Genomic DNA, 20,874 nt, shown 5'->3' on the forward strand with positions numbered 1-20,874 from the left:
TTGGAATCCGGGGTAGTCACCTGGAGACGTCCTTCCACTTAAAGGGGCACAATTTTCTCCGACCATCTTACCTGTTAGGACGCCCCGCTACCTAACACCGCGCCTCGCCGGCGGCACGCAAAAGCCCACGTCCCCGCGGAAGCGGAGCGTGGGCTGATTTTCGAGCGAAAGTTCGCCCTCACGCAGCAGCAGTAACCCTGCCGCGGGAGTGAGACTTAGGCACCGATCTCGAAACGCTTGAAGGCGGTGATGGTGGTGCCAGCCTCGTCAAGAACCTGCTTGACGGTCTTCTTGTGGTCCTCCAGTGCGGCCTGCTCGAGCAGGACAACGTTCTTGAAGAAGCCACCCAGGCGGCCTTCCACGATCTTCGGGATAGCCTTCTCCGGCTTACCCTCTTCGCGGGTGGTGGCCTCAGCGATTTCGCGCTCCTTCTCGACGACCTCAGCCGGAACCTCTTCGCGGGTGAGGTACTCAGCCTTCATCGCGGCGATCTGCAGAGCAGCCTGGTGTGCGGACTCAGCGTTGCCCTCGTAGGCAACGAGAACGCCCACTGCCGGCGGCAGGTCTGCGGAACGCTGGTGGAGGTAGACGGCGACGTTGTCGCCCTCGATGGTGGCAGCGCGGGCAGCCTGCAGCTTCTCACCGGTCTTTGCGGACTCTTCGGTCACAATGTCGGCGACGGTCTTGCCGTCGATCTCGAGAGCATTGAGCTCCTCAGCGGAGTTGACCTTAGCCTCGCCTGCGGCCTCAGCGATCTTGGCTGCGAAGGACTTGAAGGCGTCGTTCTTTGCCACGAAGTCGGTCTCGCAGTTGATCTCGACCATGGTGTTGCCGGAGACGGCGATGAGCCCCTCAGAAGCCTCGCGGTCCGCACGCTTGGAGACGGACTTTGCGCCCTTGATGCGCAGGATCTCAACAGCCTTGTCGTAGTCGCCGTTGGACTCTTCCAGGGCCTTCTTGCAATCGAGCATGCCAGAGCCGGTAGCTTCGCGCAGGGCCTTGACGTCTGCAGCAGTGTAGTTCGCCATAGTTGGGGCGATCCTCCTTGTTGATCAAACAATGTTCGTTGAAACAGCGTAGTCGACGCACGCGCCGCGCGCCGCTCTAGGGGGCTAGAAAAATGCCCCCGCGCCGTCGAAATACCGTGCCACGGCTCCACACGCGCGCGATGCACGTGAGACACGTCGTGTCACGACAAACCCCCGTGGCCTTAGTCGGCACAACGGGGGTTTAAAAGTCAGCCACAGAAATTAATCTGTATTACTCAGCGGACTCGGCAGAAGCCGGGTCGGATGCAGCAGCGGCCTCAGCCGCGTCGCGCTGCTCCTTTTCTGCGGAGTCGCCAGCGGCTTCCTTGGCAGCGGCAAGCTGGCGCTCTTCGCGAGCCTTCTTGCCCTCTTCCACAGCGGTGGAGATGATGCCGGTGAGCAGCTTGGTGGCGCGGATGGCGTCGTCGTTGCCCGGGATCGGGAAGTCGACCTCGTCCGGATCGCAGTTGGTGTCGAGGATGGCAACAACCGGGATGTTGAGCTTGTGAGCTTCCTTGACCGCGATGTGCTCCTTGTTGGTGTCAACAATCCACAGGGCGGACGGAGCCTTGGACATGTCAGAGATGCCGCCCAGGACGCGCTCCAGCTTGGTGCGCTCGCGGGTGAGCATGAGAACTTCCTTCTTGGTGCGGCCCTTGTAGCCGTCCTCAGCGGCGTCCATGGCCTGAAGCTCCTTCATGCGCTTCAGACGCTTGGACACGGTCTGGAAGTTGGTGAGCATGCCGCCCAGCCAGCGGTGGTTGACGTACGGCATACCCACGCGGGTAGCTTCCTCAGCCACGGCTTCCTGAGCCTGCTTCTTCGTACCCACGAACAGGATGGTGCCGCCGTGTGCGACGGTCTCCTTGACGAACTCGAAAGCCTCGTCAATGTAAGTCAGCGTCTGCTGCAGGTCGATGATGTAGATACCATTACGGTCAGTGAAGATGAAACGACGCATCTTCGGATTCCAGCGACGGGTCTGGTGACCGAAGTGGACACCGGCGTCGAGGAGCTCGCGCATGGTTACAACTGCCATGATTCGCTCGCTTTCTATTTTCTTTAGGTTTTCCAATACGGGTTGTGCGGGCTTTTATCCCACACCCTGGCTGCAAGTCCTAGCTGTCAACACCCAAGTCATGAACAGATTCGGGACCACGTTGACTGCGTCATTGTTCTTGCCGCGCGTAGTCAATGAGTCCAAAGGACACACTGCTGCCGGATAGCTTATATGCTTCGCCACGCTTTGCCAAAACGGCGCGCACGCGAACTGCCTGCAAAATCCCACCAACACAACCTAGCGCTCTGCCCCAAAATCCGGCATGGTGGAGACCATGAAACTCTCTCGCCTCATTTTTAGTTCTCTCCTTATTACTGCAACCACTTTCGCCACAGGCGCTACGCTTCCGGCCGCCGCCGCACCATCGCCCACCGCCGCGCAGCCCTCCGCCCGCGGCTATTCGCCACCCGTTCCACTCCGCGTTATCCGCGCCTTCGATAATCCGGACCACAATTGGCTGCCGGGACACCGCGGCGTCGATCTTGCGGCAGACGTTGGCCAGCCCATTGCCGCCGCGGGCCCCGGGACCGTCGCCTTCGCAGGCGTTGTCGCCGGCACCCCGTCGGTTTCCGTCGAGCACGCGGACGGACTGCGCACCACTTACTCCCCCGTCTACGCCCACGTCCAGGTCGGGCAGACAGTCGCCGCCGGAGACGTACTCGGCACGCTCGCGCCTACCTTCGACGGCTATCCCGGCCTGCATTGGGGCGCACTCGACGGCCCGGATTCTTATCTCAATCCACTCGAGCTTCTTGATGCCCCCACGATCCGCCTGAAGCCCGTCTAGGTCTGCGTCCTTAAGCCCGCGGGTGCGCCTGCTCGTAAATCTTCTTCAGGCGTGCCGCGGAGACGTGGGTATAGACCTGCGTTGTCTGGAGCGAGGCGTGTCCCAGCACTTCCTGGACCACGCGGAGGTCGGCGCCGCCCTCGAGCAGGTGTGTCGCCGCCGAGTGCCGCAGCCCGTGTGGTGTTAGTCCCGTCGTCCCGGTGACCTGGCTGGCGCGCTCCACAACGCGGCGCACCTGACGCTGGTCGATCCTCTTGCCGCGCGTGCCGAGAAAAAGCGCGTTCTCGTCTGCTGCGGGTGGAAACTCGCCGCGCACGTCGAGCCACGCGGCAATCGCGTCTGCGGCGGCATGTCCGAAGGGCACGACGCGTTGCTTATTGCCTTTACCGGTCACGCGCGCGGTGCGGCGTGACAAATCGACATCACCCGCATTAAGCCCGGTGAGCTCCGCGACGCGCATGCCCGTAGCGTAGAGCAGCTCGAGCATCGCGCTGTCGCGCAGGAAGTGCTTCTCGTCCGGAGACACAGCATTGCCCATAAGCTCCCCTGCCTCGTCCTGGGCGAGAACCTTGGGCAGGTGGCGGCCCACCTTAGGCGTGACGAGCCGCGCGGCGACATCCGCGGCGAGGTAGCCCTCGCGCGCCGCCCACGTGGAGAAAGCACGCGCGGCCGCGGTGCGCCGAGCGAGCGTGGCACGGGACTTCCCCGCCGCCACGGCATCGCCCAGCCACGCACGCAGGGCGTCGAGCGTGAAATGTGCGAAGTCCGGCACGCGCGCGGCCAGGTCGCGCAGATCCGAGCGGTAGCCGCGGATGGTGGCCTCGGATCGGCCGAGCACTAGACGTTGGTACTCGGCAAAATCCTCGATGGCCTGCTCAAGCTGACCGCCCGGCGTGTTACTCATGGGGCCAGAGTATACCCGTGGTTAGTCCACGTCGAGGCGCTGCCACTGTCCGCCGCGGCGCACGACCAGCCCCTGCTTCTCCAAGGTGACGAGCAGATGGATGGTAAGCGGCAGCCGCAGCCCCGCCTCGCGTGCGATGTCTTGGGCGCTCGCCGTCTCGTCGACCGGCGTCGAGCCGAAAACTTGCAGCTCGTTACGGGACAGCCGCTGCGTCTTCGAGGGCGCGTAGACGAGTTCCAACTGCGCTTCCTCGTCGACGGCACCGACCTGCTCGAGGAGTTCGCGCACACCGTCGGGGCTCATGACGAGCTGCGCGCGATGTTCCTGGATGCGCTTGTGACATCCCACCGAGCCTGGCCCCGTAATCGGTCCGGGCACCACCATCGCGACACGGCCAAGCGCCTCCGTCCAGTTGAGCGTATTGAGCGCTCCCGAACGAAAGGCCGCCTCGATGCACACCGCGCCCGATGTGAGTGCCGCGACCAAACGATTGCGGGTTAAGAACCGATGGCGCTGCGGCTTCGAGCCCGGCGCGAATTCAGTGAGGATGGTCCCGCCGCGGTCCACGATCCGCTCGTAGAGCTTTGCGTTGCGCGCGGGATACGGCTCGTCGATGCCGCACGCGGCGACCACCGCGGTGATACCGCCATGTTCGAGCGCCTGCTCATGTGCAACGGTGTCGACACCCATCGCACCACCCGAAACAATCGTCCACTGGTGTGGCACGAGTCCGGAAACCATGAGGCGCGTCGCGTCAAAGCCGTAGCGGGTAATCGCGCGCGTGCCCACGACAGCGACGGCCTGGCTAACGACCTCGCCCACCGGAGCACCGCGGACCCACAGGCAATGGGGCGCGACGGCGGCCTTGTCGAAGTCCGCGGGGGCATCGGCAAGCCCCGCCGCATAGAAGCCGAAGGCGGAGTTGAACTGCGCGGCCGGCCACTCGGGACTCTCCGGCGTGATGAGCCGTGCGCCCACTTTCTCCGCGGCCGCGATGTCCTCGTCCTGGCGCAGCCAGTCCCGGCGCGCCGAGGTCTCGTCGCGCAGCGCACCCAGCCAGTCCGCCTGGTGATAAATGCCGTGCGCAATGTGCTCCGGGGTGTAGTCCTGAAGCAGCGCGGCCAGCGTGCGCGACGGACCTTCCACCACGCGGTTGAGGTAGACCCACGCCTGCAGCGGCGTATCCAACTTAAGCTCGGTCATGCCGCCACCTCCTCGCGAACGGCGTCGCCGCGAAGATCAAGGGCGGAGGATACGTGTTCGATGGTCGGGCGATCCTGCCCCGCCAGATCCGCGAGCGTCCACGAGAGCTTGAGCGTGCGGTCCACGCCACGCTGGCTTAGCTCTCCCGTCGCGAGGTACGCGCGCAGGAGCTCCATCGCGTCGTCCTCCGCGGGAAAGCGCCGACGCAGGAGGGCGGAGGGCATGCCCGCGTTGGTGTGGACCTGGAGACCGGCCGCCTGCCAACGCGCACGAGAACGCTCGCGCGCGGCGGCGACGCGGTCCGCGATAGCCGCCGAGGTCTCCTCCCCGTCCGCGTGGAGCTGTGCTGAACGGCCCGAGAGCCGCAGGACCATGTCGAGACGGTCGCGCAACGGACCGGAAAGGTTGGACAGGTAGGCCTGCCGCTGTCCCGGCGTGCACGTGCACCGCGCCGGGTCCTCGGCGGCACAACGGCATGGGTTCGCAGCAAGCACGAGTTGGAAGCGCGCCGGGTAGACGACCTCCCGGCGCGAGCGCACGAGCCTCACCTCGCCTTCCTCGAGTGGGGCACGCAAGCCATCGAGGGCGCCGGCGGCGACCTCGGAGGCCTCGTCGAGGAAGAGCACGCCATGGTGCGCGAGCGAGACCGCGCCGGGCCGCGGGCGCCCTGAGCCGCCGCCGAGCAAGGAGGCGCGGGTAATGGAGGAATGCGGCGCGACGAAGGGCGCGGCCTCCACGACGCGTCCCGGCGAGCCCGCGATGGAGTGAATGGCGGTGGCTTCCAGGGACTGCTCCGTGGTGAGCGGCGGCAAAATGGACGGCAAGCGAGCAGCAATCATGGACTTGCCCGCGCCAGGCGGGCCGAGCATGAGCAGATGGTGCCCACCGGCGGCAGCGACCTCGGCCGCATGCTTGGCCGCATGCTGTCCCGCGATATCGCTCATGCAGGGCGCCGGCCCAGCCTCGGGGCGCGTGGGCTGCGCCAGCGACCCCGCGCGAGGCAGGAGGCGACGGCCACACGCCCAGCCGAAGGCATCGGCAAGCGTGCGCGCAACATAGACGGGCATGTCGGGCACGAGTGCGGCCTCCGCCGCGTTGCCAGGCGGGATGACGAGCGACTCGAAGCCGTGGTTTTGCGCGGCGAGCAGCGCAGGAATAACGCCGGGCACGGGACGCACCGTGCCGTCGAGGCCCAGCTCCCCGAGGAAGAGCGTTGTCTCCAGACGGCGCACGATATCGCCGGAGAGCCCGAAGCCGCCTAGCTCTTCTTCCTGTTCCGTCAGCCCCGCGGTGAGAATGGCGAGTGCAATGGGCAGATCGAAGTGCGCGCCGGACTTGGGCAGGCTCGCGGGCGCCATGGACACGATGATCTTCGTCTTTGGCCACGGCAGCGTGCTATTAGACACGGCGGTGCGAATCCGCGAGCGCGCCTCGCTGATTCCGGTATCGGCCATACCCACGATCTGAATGCCGGGCAGGCCCACCCCGATATTCGCCTCGACGTGGACCGGATGCGCGAGCACGCCGTCGAGGGCCGTCGTCGCAGCCTTACCCAGCGCCATGTTCGACTCCTGCGTAATAGTCCACGTCAAAGTCGTCGCCGCGAGCGGTGAGCGCGAGGACGTCAAAGCGCACGTCGGCGAGCGGCCGGGCCCCGGCGAGCCACTGCTGCGCGGCCTTGCGCATGCGCTTGAGCTTGCGCGGGGTGACAGCCTCCGCCACGCCGAAGGCCGGCGTGGAACGCGTCTTTACCTCCACGAAGACGATGGTGCCGTCCTTCTCACGGACAATGAGGTCTAATTCGCCGCACGCGTAAGCGACGTTGCATCCCAGCACCGTCGCGCCCCGAGCGCAATAAAAGCGGGCGGCCCAGCTTTCCCCGCGCCGGGCCAGGTGCGTACGAGCCTGAGTTTTCGTTTGCATGTGTCTGTCTCCTAGTTAGTTACGGACCGCAGTACTACGGCCTCGTACCTAGCCAAGCGGCAGATACACCACAACGACAAGGGGCCGCCTCGCGGGCGGCCCCGATTCTGTGGATAACGTAGTTCACGATATGAGTTATCCACAGAGAGATTGTTCAACACATTGACAGGTCTCATGCCGGTGTGAATGGCACCGGCACGAACGCGCCTAATCCGGCATGATGAAGTCCGGTTTATCGAGCTCCTCGATATTGACGTCCTTGTACGTAATGACGCGGACGTAACGGACGAAACGCGCGGAGCGGTACATGTCCCACACCCAGGCATCAGACATGCGGACCTCGTAGTAGACGTCCGAGCCGGAGGTGTGCGGGATGAGCTCGACGGCGTTGGCAAGGTAGAAGCGGCGCTCGGTCTCCACGACATAAGAGAATTGGCTCACCACATCGCGGTATTCGCGGTAGAGGGACAGCTCGACTTCGGCCTCGTAGTTGTCCAGTTCCTCAGCGCTCATCGTTGCTCCTTGAGAAAGTTACCTCGTTCTTACAGGCTTTAAACTCTAGCGCCCCGTTACGCCCGCGCCACGTTGCCACGCGCGAGAAATTCCGCCTGCGCTCGGGCCACGTTCGCATAGCTCATGCGGTGCTCCGGCGTGGCGCCCAGCTTTCCGATGGCCCCCTCGTGTGCCTTGGTCCCGTAGCCCTTATGCCTCGCAAGCCCATAGCCTGGGTAACGCTCGTCGAGGTCCACCATAATGTGGTCACGGCTCACCTTGGCCAGCACGCTCGCCGCGGCGATACACCGCGCGGCGGCGTCGCCGCCTACCATCGGGAGCTGGGGCACGGGCAGACCGGGGACCTTGAGGGCATCGGTAAGCACATAACGCGGGCGCACCTCGAGGCGCGCGACGGCGCGGCGCATGCCGGAGACGTTGGCATGCTGAATGCCCCAGTAGTCGATGTCTGAGGCCTCGATGTGGACGACCGACCACGCAAGCGCCTTCGCCTTGATGATAGGAAAGAGCTTCTCGCGTGCGGCGGGCGTGAGCTTCTTCGAGTCCGTGAGCGTCGCCAGCTCCGGGATAATCCGCTGGGGTAGCACACACGCAGCGATGGTGATAGGACCGCAGCACGCGCCGCGGCCGGCTTCGTCTACGCCTGCGACGGGCCCCAAGCCGGCTTGGGCGAGCGCGACCTCGTAGGTGCGCTGCTGTTTAAGCGTGCGCATGCTCAACGGTGCCGATGCGGCTCAACGGCATGACGATGGCACGAACCTTGCCGCGCACGTTGTCGACCGGAATGGTGCCTTGCTCCGCGTCACCCAAGTGCGCGCGGGAATCTGCGGAGTTCGTGCGGTTATCTCCCATGACCCAGATGTGGTCCTCGGGTACTGTGACCGGTCCGAAGTAATCGCCGCCGCAGGCCAGCGAGCCCGTCTCCGGCGAAATAGGATTCTGCGGGGGCTGAAGCACGTACGGCTCCGTGCGCGCCTGGCCATCAACCATGATGCCGGGGTCCCCCGCCTGGCACGAGACCGTCTGGCCTTCGGTCGCGATGACGCGCTTGACGAGGATATTCGCGTCGCCCTGAATAAGGCCCGCCGCGGCGAAGAGGTTCTGCAGGCCGCGAATAAACACGTTATGCGATCGCTGCAGCTCATACGTCGTGTTCCACGAGGGCTCGCCTTCGAAGACGACGACATCCCCGGGCTTGGGATCTGCGAAGTAGTAGCTCACTTTTTCCACCGCGATGCGGTCCCCGTTGCAGCCCTGGCACCCGTGGAGCGTCGGTTCCATGGACCCCGACGGGATAACGTAGATGCGTCCGATGAGCGCCGATCCCACCGCCAACAGTACGAAGGCGGCGAGCATGGTTTTCAGCAGCCATGAGGCGTCATCCCGCACGGATTGCCCCAGCGTAATGCGCTGAGGTTCGCGCGGCAGGCGGTGAGTGTCAGCCCTGGATGTCGATGGCATCAACGCCGCCAATGCGCGTGAACGGGAAGAAGATGAAGGAAACCTTGCCGCGAATATTCTCCTCCGGGATCGTGCCCTGGTATTCGTCTTGCATGTGGTAACGCGAATCAAGCGAGTTCGTGCGGTTATCGCCCATCACCCAATAGTTGCCCTCCGGCACGGTGATAGGACCGAAGTACGGGCCGCCGCACTCCTCCGAGCCGTTCGACTCATCGACGGGGTACGTGGGCGGGTTCTGGATATAGGACTGATCGATAGGCTTGCCGTCGACCATAACGGCCGGGTCGCCCGCCTGGCACGAGACCGTCTGGCCACCCGTCGCAATGACGCGCTTGACCAGCGTGTTCTCATCCGGTGGCGTCAGCGAGACGTAGGACAGTGCGTCCTGAACCTTGTGGATGGTCGGGTTATCCGAGCGCGGCGAGGTATACGCGCCATTCCACGAGTCCGTGCCCTTGAAGACCACAACATCGCCCGGCTCCGGATGCTTATCCCCGTAGTAGCTGACCTTCTCGACGAAGATGCGGTCGCCCGTGCATCCCTGGCAGCCATGCAGCGTCGGCTCCATGGACGCGGACGGAATGACGTACTGGCGGCCGATAGTGTTTTGCACCAAACCCACCACCGCGAGCACCGCGACGACGATGAGCAGAGTCTCTACCAGCCACGGCAGCTGCTTCTTCTGCTTCTTCTCGTTCTTCGATCTGGTCTCATCCGGCACACCCGGCACGTGCGAGTCACCGGATGCGGGTACAGCATTATTAGTCACGGGCTAAAGCCTACAACACGACTCGCCGCGTACTGCAGATCCCTCGGATGCCCAAGTCTCGCCGTCGGCTACGCATCGAGTCAGCGGACACCTAGCGCTCCCGCAGCACTCCCCGCGCGACCTCAAGCAGCCACTCGTCCGCCCAGTCGCGGCCTAGCTTGCCGTCGACGTAGAAGCCCTGCTCGAAGTAGGACACGTGCGTATAGCCGAAGTCGCCGGCGACGCGCAGCGAGTTGATGGTTCCTTGGTTGGCTGGATCCGCCATCGCCGCATCCAATCCCGCCGCGTGTTGAAGCTGCGCGACGAGCTGCGTCGTGACCTGCTTCGCCGCACGCTGGCGCAGCTGCGTGGGCGTGTCCAGCTGCGGCGCGAGTCCCAAGTGATAGGCCTGCCAGTAGACGGATTCGGCGGCATCGACGGCCTTGAAGCCCTCGACTGCTACGTCGAACTAGGCGCCGACCTCGGGGCTTATCGAGTTCAGCGGCTCGGACGCGACCTCGAGCACCGGGATGAGATAGTCCGACATCGCGCCCTCATACGCAAGGTTGGGCAACGCCGCGATGAGCCCGATACCCACGAGCTGCTCAATAGATAGTCCCGGGTGCGTATGCGACTCGAGAATCAGGTAGTACTGGGACAACTCCGCCACGGTCGCCACGAGTGTGGGCACCTGGAGGACGGACGCACCCGACTCGGCCAAGGCCGCGCCCACATCTTTGCCCTCTGACATCCCGGCGAGGAAGCGCTCCACCACGCGGGGCGTCAACGTATCCGAGGGGCCCTCCTATTCGACGCGATTGGCGTAGTCCGCGATATCGCGCACGATGGTATCCGAGGGCGTCGCACATGCCATGTCCGTGTTATTGCACAGGGAGACAACCTTGCCCTCCATGCCTGCGAAGTTTCCGGGGCGCTGGCCGGTCATGCCCTCGCGACCAGCGCTCACGCCCGTCCCGCCGTCGAGGATGATCTCGCCATTCGCCGCGCGTGTGCCCGCGGGCACCGGACCGTAGAGCTTCGCGGGTCGTGCAGGTGGGGCGCCGAGCCGTGCGCGGCCGGGGTCGGCAACAAGGATGACCGCGGCGACATCGTCAGGCGTTACGCCCTTCACGCGGCCGGCGGAAATCTCTGCGGCGATATCACCGGCGACCGAGGCACCCTGGGAGTAGCCAATCACCATGTAGCGCGTGGAAGGGCACGCACGCTCGACGTACTCGAGCTCGCGGCGCGCGTCCTCGACGCCTGCACGCACGGATTCACCATAGGTCGCGGCTTCTGAACCCAGCGCGTTGGGTTGGAAAGCGCTGAATCGGCCGAGGGAGGCCGGATATTGGATATTCGTACCGCTCACATCATCTGCGCCGAGACGAATCTGGAGCGTATCTACGGGATTCCACCCGCTGAAGTCGAGCCCCACCGGCTCCGCGGTGTAATACCGCGCGCTAAATCCCGTGCCGGCCGCCTGCAGAACGTGAATGGCCGTGCACTGGCGTGCGACCGCGCGCGGGGCCGCATGCACCGAAAGCACGGCAATCACAGCGACCAGAAGGCAGGCAAGCACAGAGCGGAGAGCAGAGAGCGTCACGAGGGAATTCTAAGCCGTGCCGTGTAGCCCCGCATAAAACGGCGGAACCGCCCCGCTCCAGCACAGGAGACGAGGCGGTAACAGCGCGCTAGAACTAGCGGCGCTCCTTGATGCGAGCCTTCTTGCCGCGCAGGTCGCGCAGGTAGTACAGCTTCGCACGGCGGACACGGCCACGGCGAACGACCTCGATGGAGGCGATGTTCGGGGAGTGCACCGGGAAGGTACGCTCGACGCCGATACCGAAGGAAACCTTACGGACGGTGAAGGTCTCGCGGATGCCAGCGCCCTGACGGCGGATGCAGACACCCTTGAACAGCTGGGTACGCTCGGTGGTGCCCTCGATGACCTTGACGTTGACGTCAAGGGTATCGCCCGGGCGGAAGTTCGGGATGTCCTCGCGCAGCGAGGCCTTGTCCAGCAGATCAATCTTGTTGGTCATTGATTTTCCTTTTCAATTTAAGACAGAGGACCCAAGCGCTTCCTCAGGGAAGCTGACCGGTTCGTGCCTGTTACATAGAACAGCCATCTATTGTTCCATAACCCCTGCACCCAAACAAAATCTCTCAAATCGCTGACAAACCCGAGGCCTTGTGTTTAGTCTAGGACTCGCACTTATCCCCACGGGAGCCCGCATGGAAGCGGGCTGAGATGGCCGCTGGAACCGCGGCCGCACCGTTCGAACCTGTCTGGTTAGCACCAGCGAAGGAAGAGAGGTCAGGCCCATGTCGGCTACCCATGAGCAAGAAATCCACCCCAAGCACTCCTACTCGCCGATCCGTGAGAAGGGTCTCGAGGTCCCGGAAACCGAAATCCAACTCGACGACTCCCCCACCGGCCCCAACGAGTCTTTCCGCATCTACCGCACCCGCGGCCCGGAATGCGATCCCACGCAAGGGCTTCCGCCCCTGCGACAAGCATGGATCGAAGAGCGTAACGACACCGAAGAATACGAGGGCCGCGCACGCGATCTCGCTGACGACGGCAAGTCTGCCCAGAAGCGTGGTGCCGCGTCCCAGGAATGGAAGGGCACAAAGCCCACGCCACGTAGGGGGACCAAACGCGTCACCCAAATGCACTACGCCCGCCAGGGCATTATCACCAAGGAAATGGAATTCGTCGCCCTGCGCGAGCACTGCGATCCAGAGTTCGTCCGCTCCGAGGTCGCCCGCGGGCGCGCCATCATCCCCAACAACATCAACCACCCCGAGTCCGAGCCCATGATCATCGGCCGGAAGTTCCTCACCAAGATCAACGCCAACATCGGCAACTCGGCGGTCACAAGCTCCATCGAGGAAGAAGTGTCAAAGCTGCGCTGGGCCACTCGCTGGGGCGCAGACACCGTCATGGATCTCTCCACGGGCGACGATATCCACACGACCCGCGAGTGGATCCTGCGCAACTCCCCCGTCCCCATTGGCACGGTGCCCATCTACCAGGCACTGGAAAAGGTAAACGGCATCGCGGAGGACCTCACCTGGGAGATCTTCCGTGACACCGTCATCGAGCAATGCGAACAGGGCGTGGACTACATGACCATCCACGCCGGCGTGTTGCTTCCCTACATTCCGCTTACCACCGAGCGCGTCACCGGCATCGTCAGCCGCGGCGGTTCCATCATGGCCGGCTGGTGCCTCGCCCACCACAAGGAGTCCTTCCTCTACGAGAACTTCGACGAGCTCTGCGAGATCTTCTCCCGCTACGACGTCGCCTTCTCCCTCGGCGACGGCCTGCGCCCCGGCTGCCTCGCGGACGCCAACGACACCGCGCAGTTTGCGGAGCTGAAGACCATCGGCGAGCTCACCCGTCGCGCCTGGGAGTACGACGTCCAGGTCATGGTCGAGGGCCCCGGCCACGTCCCGCTCAACATGATTCAGGAGAACAACGAGTTGGAGCAGGACTGGGCTTCCGATGCCCCCTTCTATACCCTCGGTCCCCTCGTCACCGATATCGCGCCCGGCTACGACCACATCACCTCGGCCATCGGTGCGGCCCACATCGCGATGGGCGGCACGGCGATGCTCTGCTACGTCACGCCGAAGGAGCACCTCGGCCTGCCCAACCGCGACGACGTGAAGACCGGCGTCATTACGTATAAGCTGGCGGCCCATGCCGCCGATGTCGCCAAGGGGCACCCCGGCGCCCGCGCCTGGGACGACGCGATGAGCAAGGCCCGCTTCGAGTTCCGCTGGCACGACCAGTTCGCGCTCTCCCTCGATCCGGATACCGCGCAGGCCTACCACGACGAAACCCTGCCGGCCGAGCCTGCGAAGACGGCCCACTTCTGTTCCATGTGCGGCCCGAAGTTCTGCTCCATGCGCATCAGCCAGGACATTCGCGACACCTTCGGCGCGAAGCTCGGCATGCCCACCATGCCTGCGCCCGCTGGCGCGTCCGCAGAAGCAGCAGGAGAAGCCCTCAAAGCCGCCGAGTTCCGCGCCGCCGGCTCCGAAATCTACCAGGAGGTTTAATCCATGCGCGCCGATCTGCGCTGTTACTTTGTGACAGGTTCCGAGCCTTCCGATGCCCTCGCCCGCCGCGCCGCCGCAGCTGCTTCAGGTGGGGCCGGGGTCATCCAAGTACGTTCGAAGCCCATTTCGGCGCGCGACCTCTATGACCTCGGCGCGGCTGTGTCCACCGCCGTCCACGCCGCGAACCCAGGCACCGCCGTCGTCATCGACGACCGAGTCGACGTCGCCCTCGCCCTGCGCGAGGCGGGCTTCCCCGTCGCCGGTGTCCACCTGGGCCAGGACGATCTCTCCGTCCGCGCGGCCCGCGAGCTCCTCGGCCCCGACGCACTCATCGGGCTCACGACCGGCACCCTGTCCCTCATCGAGGACGCCAACCAGTACGCGGACGTCCTCGACTACGTCGGCTGCGGTCCTTTCCGTGCCACCCCCACGAAGGACTCCGGCCGGCCACCGCTGGGACTCGCGGGCTATCCCGCCATCGTCGCCGCGTCGCAGCTGCCCGTCATCGCTATCGGCGACGTCACCGTCGACGACGCGGCCGACCTCGCCGCCACCGGCGTCGCGGGCGTCGCCGTCGTGCGCGGCATCATGCATGCCGACGATCCGGCCGCCTATTGCACGCGGATCCGCGCCGCCTTCGAGGAGCGCGCATGAGCCACGTCGTCATCGCCGGCGCCGGAATCGTCGGCCTCACCACCGCCGTCGAGCTCGCGAACGCCGGCCACAACGTCACGGTTCTTGATCCCGCGCCTGCCTCCGGCGCCACGCACCACGCCGGCGGCATGCTTGCTCCCGCCGCCGAGGTCGTCTATCAGCAAGACCCGCTCTTCCCACTCATGCAGGCGGCCGGCGCCTGGCACCCGCGGCTCATCGAACTCGTCGCCGCGCACACGGACCTGCCCACCGGCTACCGCGCCGAGGGCACCCTCGTCGTCGCCGCGGACCGCGCGGACGCGCAACACCTCTCCGAACTGCTCGACTACCAGACCGCCCACGGCATGGAGGTCGAACGCATTACGACCCGAGCCGCCCGTTCCATGGAGCCCGCGCTCTCCCCGCGTCTCGCCGGTGCCGTCTCCATCCCCGGCGACACGCAGCTCTTCCCGCGGATGTTCGCCGCGGCCGCCCTCGACGCCGCGCGCAATCTCGGCGTCGACGTCCGCACCGAGCGTGTCACCCGTATCACCCCAGACGGCGCGGTCACCACCGACCAAGGCACCCACCAGGCTGACACTGTGGTGCTCGCAGCCGGACTCGGCGTCGCCCACATCAACGGCTGGTACGAGGACACGAACCCGCTTCAGCTGCGTCCCGTCTATGGCGACATTCTGCGCCTCCGCGTACCCGTCTCTCTCCAGCCGCTTGTCACTCGCGTTGTCCGCGGCTTCGTCGAGGACCGCCCCATCTACGTCATCCCCCGCGTCGACGGCCCCATCGCAGTGGGAGCGACGACCCGCGAAGACAGCCTCCCCCGCCGCGTCGGCAGCGTCTACGACCTGCTCCGCGACGCCATCCGCGTCGTCCCCGGCCTCGAGGAATGCGAGCTCCTCGAAGTCACCACCGGCGCCCGCCCCGGCACGCCCGACGATCTCCCCTACCTCGGGCGCCTCCCGCACGCGCCACAGATCATCGTCTCCACCGGCTACTTCCGGCACGGCATCCTGCTGTCTGCTTTCGCTGCTCGCACGACCCGCGAGCTCATCGAAGAGCAGACTCTCACTCTCGACCTCACCGCCTGCGATCCGCTCCGGCATAAGGACTAACCATGCATATCACCCTCAATGGCTCCCCATACGAGACCAACGCCACAACACTCGCCGAGCTCATCACCGAACTCGGCGCGCCCGAAGACGGCACTGCCGCCGCTATCAATGCCCGCGTCGTGCCCAAGTCGGGGTGGCACACAGCGCTCGAGCCCGGCGCGACCGTCGACTTACTCACCGCCGTCCAAGGAGGCTAAGAATGCTCACCATCGCTGATAAGAACTTCGACTCCCACCTCATCATGGGTACCGGCGGCGCCACGAGCTTCGACGCCCTCGAGTCCGCGCTCGCGGCTTCGGGCACGCAGCTCACCACCGTCGCCATGCGCCGCTTCAACCCTCACGCCGGCGGCGAGTCCGTCTTCGGGCTGATCAAGCGACTGGGTATCACACCGCTGCCCAATACGGCGGGCTGCCGCACGGCCCGCGACGCCGTGCTCACGGCACAGCTCGCCCGGGAGGCGCTCGGCACGAACTGGGTGAAGGTCGAAGTCATCACGGACGAGCACACGCTGCTTCCCGATATCGTGGAGACCCTCGACGCCACCGAGCTCCTCGTCGCGGAGGGCTTCACAGTCCTCGCGTACACCAGCGACGACCCGGCCGCAGCACAGCGCCTCGAGGACGCCGGCGCCGCCGCAGTGATGCCGCTCGGCGCGCCCATCGGCACGGGCCTAGGCATCCTCAACCCGCACAATATCGAGCTCATCTGCTCCCGCGCGTCCGTACCCGTCCTCATCGACGCTGGTATTGGCACAGCTTCCGATGCCGCCCGCGCCATGGAGCTCGGCTGCTCCGGTGTCCTCCTCGCCAGCGCCGTCAACCGCTGCCAGGATCCGACGGCCATGGCGAACGCCATGCGCCTCGCAGTTGAATCCGGCCTTCTTGCGCGCGACGCTGGCCGCATTCCGAAGCGCGAACATGCCCAAGCTTCCTCCACCTTCGAGGGCTTCGCGTCGTGGCAAGAGGCGGTTCTGTGACGCCCTTATCTCCGGAGGAAGAACGTCGGACCGCCCGCCAAACCCTGCTCATCGGTCGCGACGCGCAGCAACGACTCCACAACGCACACGTCCTCGTCGTGGGCGCTGGCGGCCTGGGCTGCCCGGCACTGCAGCAGCTGGTAGCAGGAGGCATCGGCAAGCTCACGCTCATCGATGACGACGTCGTGGATCTGACAAACATCCACCGGCAGATACTCTTTGGTGCCGCAGACGTTGGTCACCCCAAGGCGGAGGTCGCAGCCGCCCGAGTACGCGACCTCCAGCCCGGCGTACAGATCGACGCGCGACGCGAGCGTCTCACTTCAGACAACGCGCTCGACCTCGTCGCCGTGGCAGACCTCGTCCTCGACGGCAGTGACACCTATGCAACGAAGTATCTGGTCGCGGACGCCTGCGAGATGACGTCGACCCCGCTCGTCTGGGGCACAGTCCTGCGCTTCCACGGCGACGTCGCGCTCTTCCATTCCGGCGCCGACACCCCGGACGGTCGTGGCGTGGGCCTGCGCGACCTCCTCCCCTCCCCGCCGTCAGACACCGCGACGTGCGAGACCGCCGGCGTCCTCGGCGCGACGACATCCGTCGTGGGCGGACTCATGGCGACCACGGCCTTAGGGTTTCTCTCTGAACTCGACGCACCGGTCGGACGGGTGACGAGCTACGACGCGTTCCCACCGCTATTCCGCACGCTCACCGTGGGCGCAGACCCGGCGCGCCCACTCGTCACCCACCTGCCGGAAGCACAGAAGACTAGCGCTATCGCGCGATGGCCCAGCGCGGTTCTCGATATCCGCGAATACGAGGAGCGACTCTTGGTTGAGCTCACGCCCCCGCCCGGCACACGTCTCGTTGAGCTGCCGCTCTCCCGCATCCACGACGACGCCCACGTCGCCAACGCCCTCCGAGAGCTCGACGCCGACGACGTGGGAGTCCTGTGTGCTCTGGGCAAGAAGTCCGCCGCTTTCGCACTGCGTTACGAGGAGCTTGCGAACACGTGCGGCACGCACCTGCACAACATCGACGGCGGAGCTCGTGTCCTCGGTTCCTAGCTAAACCAGTGGCATGTCTATCGAGCTCAAGTCTTGGTCGGTGACCGACTATCTCGACAGCCCTGAAACCATCGCAGCTCACCGAGATCGTGAAGCCGCTCGCGCCGTCGGGCTGACCCTGCGCGTCGACACGATGGAGGACTAGCCAGCGATTTCCTCGCGGAGTGTCTGCTCCAACGTCGTCGTGTCGTGGCCGATGAGCTGAGACAGGGTCTCGGACGGGCCGTCGAGGCCGCCCTGGGCCACGGCGGTGTCCATGCCGAGCAGGAAGCCCATGGTGCCTTCGTCGACGCCTTCGGCCTCGAGCTTGGCGCGGTGACCATCCTCGTCGGACTCGAGGAACTCGATTTGCTGGCCCGAGACGTCAGCGACGGTCTGGGCGAATTCGAGTGCGGTCCAGGCGGTCTGGCCGCCCAGCTCGAGGGTTTCGCCTCGGTGCTCATCCGTCGTGGCGAGAACAGCGAGCGCCTCCGCGTAGTCCTTGCGGGAAGCGGATGCGATCGTGCCGTCGCCGGAGTGGGCAAAGTGTGCACCGCGGGCGACGACGAGCTGGTAAGCGTCGAGGTAGTTCTCGTTGTACCAGTTGTTGCGGGCAATCGTCGCGGTAATCGGCGAAGCAGCGAGACGCTCCTCCGTCGCCTTGTGCTCCGGCGCGACGAAGAGCGGAGAGTTACCCGCGCGGGTCGCCGAGGTGTAGATGATCTCCTTCACGCCGGCCTTCTCGGCTGCGTCGATGACGTTGGCGTGCTGCTGCTCGCGCTGGCCCATCTCGGAGCCGGAGATGAAGATGAGGGTCTCGACGCCATCGAGTGCGGCGTCGAGGGTCGCCGAGTCGTTGTAGTCCACGACAGCGGTCTGCAGACCCACGTCGGCGAGTGCCTGCAGCTTGCCCTCGTGACGGCCCATGCCGCGGATATCGCCGGGCTGCACGCCACGATTCATGAGTGCGACGACGGTGAGCGCGCCGAGCTGGCCGGTGGCGCCGGTCATGCCGATGGTGGTCATGGAAAACTCCTTACAGTTAGTGTGTTTTCCACGACTCTACCCCGCTTTAATCTTGAAGCGGCGAGCTAGCGGCCAAAGCCGGCGTTGCGGAGGGCATCGGCAAGCGAGCCGCCGCCCTGGTTGCCACGGGACTGCTTATTGCCGCCCTTGCTCTTCGGGCCGCCTTGGCGGCCCCCGCCGCGCTTTTTCGGCGCAGGCTGACCCGGCTCGTCATTGAGGCGCAGCGACAAACCGATGCGCTGACGCTCGACGTCGACCTCCATGACCTTAACCTTGACGACTTGGCCGGAGCGAACGACCTCATGCGGGTCCGAGATAAACTTGTCGCTCATCGCGGAGACGTGGACGAGGCCGTCCTGGTGGACTCCCACGTCAACGAAGGCGCCGAAGGCCGCGACGTTGGTGACGGTGCCCTCGAGGATCATGCCCGGCTTCAGGTCGGAGACCTTCTCGACGCCCTCCTTGAAGGACGCGGTCTTGAACTCCGGGCGCGGGTCGCGGCCGGGTTTGTCGAGCTCCGCAATGATATCGGTGACGGTGGGCACGCCGAAGGTCTCGTCCGCGAAATCCGCGGGCTTGAGCTTGGTGAGGACGGCGGAGTTGCCGATGAGTTCGCCAACTCCCAGGCCGGTGGACTCAGCGATGCGAGCGACGACCGGGTAGGCCTCCGGGTGGACGGCGGAGGCATCAAGCGGATCCGTGCCGCCGGTAATGCGGAGGAAGCCGGCGGCCTGCTCAAACGCCTTGGGTCCGAGTCGCGGGACCTTCTTGAGTTCCTTGCGCGAAGCAAAGGAACCGTTCTCGTCACGGTAAGCAACGATATTGCCCGCGATGGTGGAGTTCACGCCGGCGACGCGCTCAAGCAGCGGGACCGAGGCCGTGTTGAGGTCCACGCCCACGCCGTTGACAGCGTCCTCGACCACACCGTCCAGGGTGCGAGCAAGCGCGGTCTGGTTCACGTCGTGCTGGTACTGCCCCACGCCGATAGCCTTGGGGTCGATCTTGACGAGCTCCGCGAGCGGGTCCTGGAGGCGACGGGCGATGGACACAGCGCCGCGGAGGGAAACGTCCATGTCCGGGAACTCGTCGGCGGCCAGTTGCGAGGCGGAGTACACGGAGGCGCCGGACTCGGAGACCACGACGGGTGTGGGGCGCTTGCCGCCGGCCTTCGCGATGAGGTCCGCGACTTCGTTGGCCATCTTCTCGGACTCACGGGACGCGGTGCCGTTGCCCACGGCCATGAGATCGACGGCGTGCGTCGCGCAGAGCCCGGCGAGGGTCTGCACGGCGTCGTTCCAGCGGTTCTGCGGCTGGTGCGGATACACAATCGCGGTGTCGAGCACCTTGCCGGTGGGGTCCACGACCGCGCACTTCACGCCGTTGCGGTAGCCCGGGTCGATGCCCAGGGTCGCGCGCTGGCCGGCGGGGGCAGCAAGCAGGACGTCGCGCAGGTTCGTGGCGAAGACCTTGAGCGCGCCATCTTCAGCGATTTCTTTGAGGCGCATGCGCACGTCGAGGCCAGACGAGATGTAGAGCTTAGTGCGCCAGCCCCAATGGACGGCGTCGGACAGCCACTTTGAGTCCTTGACATCCAAGTCAAAGCGGTCGGCAATGAGCCCTTCGTATTGGGTATCGTCGCCCGCGTCGAGGTTGAGCTGCAGGATGCCTTCGCTCTCACCGCGCAGGAGCGCGAGGATTCGGTGGGACGGAAGCTTGTCGAAAGGCTCGGAGAACTCGAAGTAATCCTTGAACTTCGCGCCTTCTTGCTCCTTGCCCGCAACGACGCCGGCTGTCATGGTGCCGTCGGTAAACATCTTCTCGCGGACCTCGCCGACGAGGTCCGCGTCGAGTGCGAAACGGTCAATGAGGATGGCACGGGCGCCCTCGAGGGCCTTCTTCGTGTCTTCGAAGCCCTCGGTCTTGTAGTGTTCCGCCAGCTCGGCCGGGTCCGCGGTCGGATTCTCGATCAGCTTATCGGTGAGCGGCTCGAGGCCGGCCTCGCGCGCGATGTCCGCCTTGGTCTTGCGGCGCTTTTTGTACGGCAGGTACAGGTCCTCCAGGCGCGCCTTGGTCTCGCAGCCGCGGATGAGCGCCTTGAGGTCGTCCGTGAGCTTGCCCTGCTCCTCGATGGCGGCAAGCACCGTCTCTTTGCGCTCCTCGAGTTCACGCAGGTACGTCGCACGCTCCTCGATGGTGCGCAGCTGACTGTCGTCGAGCCCGCCGGTGACTTCCTTGCGATAACGCGCAATAAACGGCACGGTATTGCCCTCGGCGAGCAGCTTGAGCGCTGCCTCGATTTGGGACTCGCGTACCCCGATTTCTTGTGCAATGGTAGCTGCAATCATTCGCCTGATTCTAC

Annotated in this window: 24 protein-coding genes and 1 riboswitch; of the genes, 8 read left to right on the top strand and 16 right to left on the bottom strand. The window is 65.3% G+C overall.

Annotated elements, in window-relative coordinates; translation table 11 throughout:
- Positions 1 to 215 precede the first annotated feature (215 nt).
- Together tsf and rpsB are read right to left on the bottom strand one after the other, a co-directional pair.
- On the bottom strand, positions 216 to 1,028 hold the full coding sequence (gene tsf, locus HMPREF2559_RS06290) for a translation elongation factor Ts (protein WP_070539937.1): 813 nt from the start codon (positions 1,026 to 1,028) through the stop codon (positions 216 to 218).
- 232 nt (positions 1,029 to 1,260) lie between these two features.
- Positions 1,261 to 2,067 carry a 30S ribosomal protein S2 gene (gene rpsB, locus HMPREF2559_RS06295; RefSeq protein WP_066512658.1) on the bottom strand — a complete coding sequence of 269 codons (807 nt, stop codon included), beginning with the start codon at positions 2,065 to 2,067 and terminating at the stop codon, positions 1,261 to 1,263.
- 295 nt (positions 2,068 to 2,362) lie between these two features.
- On the opposite strand from rpsB, the gene HMPREF2559_RS06300 reads away from it, so the two are divergent.
- Positions 2,363 to 2,875 carry a M23 family metallopeptidase gene (locus HMPREF2559_RS06300; RefSeq protein WP_066487205.1) on the top strand — a complete coding sequence of 171 codons (513 nt, stop codon included), beginning with the start codon at positions 2,363 to 2,365 and terminating at the stop codon, positions 2,873 to 2,875.
- A 10-nt stretch (positions 2,876 to 2,885) separates the two neighbouring features.
- Here HMPREF2559_RS06300 and HMPREF2559_RS06305 read toward each other — a convergent pair whose 3' ends face one another.
- The 12 genes from HMPREF2559_RS06305 to rplS form a co-directional block, all read right to left on the bottom strand.
- Positions 2,886 to 3,779 (bottom strand): tyrosine recombinase XerC, encoded by an 894-nt coding sequence (locus tag HMPREF2559_RS06305; RefSeq protein WP_066486843.1) that lies wholly within the window; start codon positions 3,777 to 3,779, stop codon positions 2,886 to 2,888.
- 21 nt (positions 3,780 to 3,800) lie between these two features.
- Positions 3,801 to 4,982 (bottom strand): DNA-processing protein DprA, encoded by a 1,182-nt coding sequence (gene dprA / locus HMPREF2559_RS06310; RefSeq protein ID WP_066486844.1) that lies wholly within the window; start codon positions 4,980 to 4,982, stop codon positions 3,801 to 3,803.
- Positions 4,979 to 6,544 (bottom strand): YifB family Mg chelatase-like AAA ATPase, encoded by a 1,566-nt coding sequence (locus HMPREF2559_RS06315; protein WP_066486848.1) that lies wholly within the window; start codon positions 6,542 to 6,544, stop codon positions 4,979 to 4,981. Before HMPREF2559_RS06315 ends, dprA begins: the two co-directional genes overlap by 4 nt.
- On the bottom strand, positions 6,531 to 6,905 hold the full coding sequence (locus HMPREF2559_RS06320) for a YraN family protein (RefSeq protein WP_066486856.1): 375 nt from the start codon (positions 6,903 to 6,905) through the stop codon (positions 6,531 to 6,533). Before HMPREF2559_RS06320 ends, HMPREF2559_RS06315 begins: the two co-directional genes overlap by 14 nt.
- 207 nt (positions 6,906 to 7,112) lie before the next feature.
- Positions 7,113 to 7,418, bottom strand: a complete 306-nt coding sequence (locus tag HMPREF2559_RS06325) for a DUF2469 domain-containing protein (RefSeq protein WP_066486858.1) — start codon at positions 7,416 to 7,418, stop codon at positions 7,113 to 7,115.
- Positions 7,419 to 7,474: 56 nt separating this feature from the next.
- Entirely contained in the window at positions 7,475 to 8,131 is a 657-nt protein-coding gene (locus HMPREF2559_RS06330; RefSeq protein ID WP_066486864.1) for a ribonuclease HII, read from the bottom strand.
- On the bottom strand, positions 8,118 to 8,774 hold the full coding sequence (gene lepB, locus HMPREF2559_RS06335; protein ID WP_230384067.1) for a signal peptidase I: 657 nt from the start codon (positions 8,772 to 8,774) through the stop codon (positions 8,118 to 8,120). Before lepB (HMPREF2559_RS06335) ends, HMPREF2559_RS06330 begins: the two co-directional genes overlap by 14 nt.
- A gap of 82 nt (positions 8,775 to 8,856) precedes the next feature.
- Positions 8,857 to 9,609, bottom strand: coding sequence for a signal peptidase I (gene lepB / locus HMPREF2559_RS06340; RefSeq protein ID WP_246818462.1), 753 nt, complete (start codon positions 9,607 to 9,609; stop codon positions 8,857 to 8,859).
- Positions 9,610 to 9,739: 130 nt separating this feature from the next.
- On the bottom strand, positions 9,740 to 10,027 hold the full coding sequence (locus tag HMPREF2559_RS06345; protein WP_066486871.1) for a hypothetical protein: 288 nt from the start codon (positions 10,025 to 10,027) through the stop codon (positions 9,740 to 9,742).
- A 69-nt stretch (positions 10,028 to 10,096) separates the two neighbouring features.
- Positions 10,097 to 10,378 (bottom strand): hypothetical protein, encoded by a 282-nt coding sequence (locus HMPREF2559_RS06350; RefSeq protein ID WP_148138786.1) that lies wholly within the window; start codon positions 10,376 to 10,378, stop codon positions 10,097 to 10,099.
- Positions 10,379 to 10,432: 54 nt separating this feature from the next.
- On the bottom strand, positions 10,433 to 11,233 hold the full coding sequence (locus HMPREF2559_RS06355; RefSeq protein WP_066486877.1) for a cutinase family protein: 801 nt from the start codon (positions 11,231 to 11,233) through the stop codon (positions 10,433 to 10,435).
- A gap of 94 nt (positions 11,234 to 11,327) precedes the next feature.
- A complete protein-coding gene (gene rplS, locus HMPREF2559_RS06360; protein ID WP_066486884.1) occupies positions 11,328 to 11,672 on the bottom strand; it encodes a 50S ribosomal protein L19 in 345 nt (114 codons plus the stop codon).
- A 171-nt stretch (positions 11,673 to 11,843) separates the two neighbouring features.
- Positions 11,844 to 11,959: riboswitch (TPP riboswitch) on the top strand.
- Between rplS and thiC the strand changes: the two genes are divergently transcribed.
- The 7 genes from thiC (at position 11,956) to HMPREF2559_RS13395 (ending at position 17,655) form a co-directional block, all read left to right on the top strand.
- Positions 11,956 to 13,701 (top strand): phosphomethylpyrimidine synthase ThiC, encoded by a 1,746-nt coding sequence (thiC, locus tag HMPREF2559_RS06365; protein WP_066512683.1) that lies wholly within the window; start codon positions 11,956 to 11,958, stop codon positions 13,699 to 13,701. It overlaps the preceding riboswitch by 4 nt.
- A 3-nt stretch (positions 13,702 to 13,704) precedes the next feature.
- Positions 13,705 to 14,355, top strand: a complete 651-nt coding sequence (locus tag HMPREF2559_RS06370) for a thiamine phosphate synthase (protein WP_066486889.1) — start codon at positions 13,705 to 13,707, stop codon at positions 14,353 to 14,355.
- Positions 14,352 to 15,464, top strand: a complete 1,113-nt coding sequence (thiO, locus tag HMPREF2559_RS06375; protein ID WP_070539940.1) for a glycine oxidase ThiO — start codon at positions 14,352 to 14,354, stop codon at positions 15,462 to 15,464. The genes HMPREF2559_RS06370 and thiO overlap by 4 nt, the downstream gene beginning before the upstream one ends.
- Before the next feature lie 2 nt (positions 15,465 to 15,466).
- The gene (gene thiS / locus HMPREF2559_RS06380) at positions 15,467 to 15,661 is read left to right on the top strand and encodes a sulfur carrier protein ThiS (protein WP_066486896.1); all 195 of its coding nucleotides are present in this window, start codon (positions 15,467 to 15,469) and stop codon (positions 15,659 to 15,661) included.
- Positions 15,662 to 15,663: 2 nt separating this feature from the next.
- Positions 15,664 to 16,443 (top strand): thiazole synthase, encoded by a 780-nt coding sequence (locus HMPREF2559_RS06385; RefSeq protein ID WP_066486900.1) that lies wholly within the window; start codon positions 15,664 to 15,666, stop codon positions 16,441 to 16,443.
- Positions 16,440 to 17,510 (top strand): ThiF family adenylyltransferase, encoded by a 1,071-nt coding sequence (locus tag HMPREF2559_RS06390; RefSeq protein WP_066486903.1) that lies wholly within the window; start codon positions 16,440 to 16,442, stop codon positions 17,508 to 17,510. The genes HMPREF2559_RS06385 and HMPREF2559_RS06390 overlap by 4 nt, the downstream gene beginning before the upstream one ends.
- Positions 17,511 to 17,523: 13 nt before the next feature.
- On the top strand, positions 17,524 to 17,655 hold the full coding sequence (locus HMPREF2559_RS13395; RefSeq protein WP_255356842.1) for a hypothetical protein: 132 nt from the start codon (positions 17,524 to 17,526) through the stop codon (positions 17,653 to 17,655).
- Here HMPREF2559_RS13395 and HMPREF2559_RS06395 read toward each other — a convergent pair.
- On the bottom strand, positions 17,652 to 18,515 hold the full coding sequence (locus tag HMPREF2559_RS06395) for an NAD(P)H-binding protein (protein ID WP_066486906.1): 864 nt from the start codon (positions 18,513 to 18,515) through the stop codon (positions 17,652 to 17,654). The genes HMPREF2559_RS13395 and HMPREF2559_RS06395 overlap by 4 nt on opposite strands.
- A 65-nt stretch (positions 18,516 to 18,580) precedes the next feature.
- Entirely contained in the window at positions 18,581 to 20,860 is a 2,280-nt protein-coding gene (locus tag HMPREF2559_RS06400) for a Tex family protein (RefSeq protein WP_066486921.1), read from the bottom strand.
- Positions 20,861 to 20,874: the final 14 nt, after the last annotated feature.

Origin of the sequence: Corynebacterium sp. HMSC072G08, assembly GCF_001809185.1 — a bacterium.
Lineage (GTDB): Bacteria > Actinomycetota > Actinomycetes > Mycobacteriales > Mycobacteriaceae > Corynebacterium > Corynebacterium phoceense.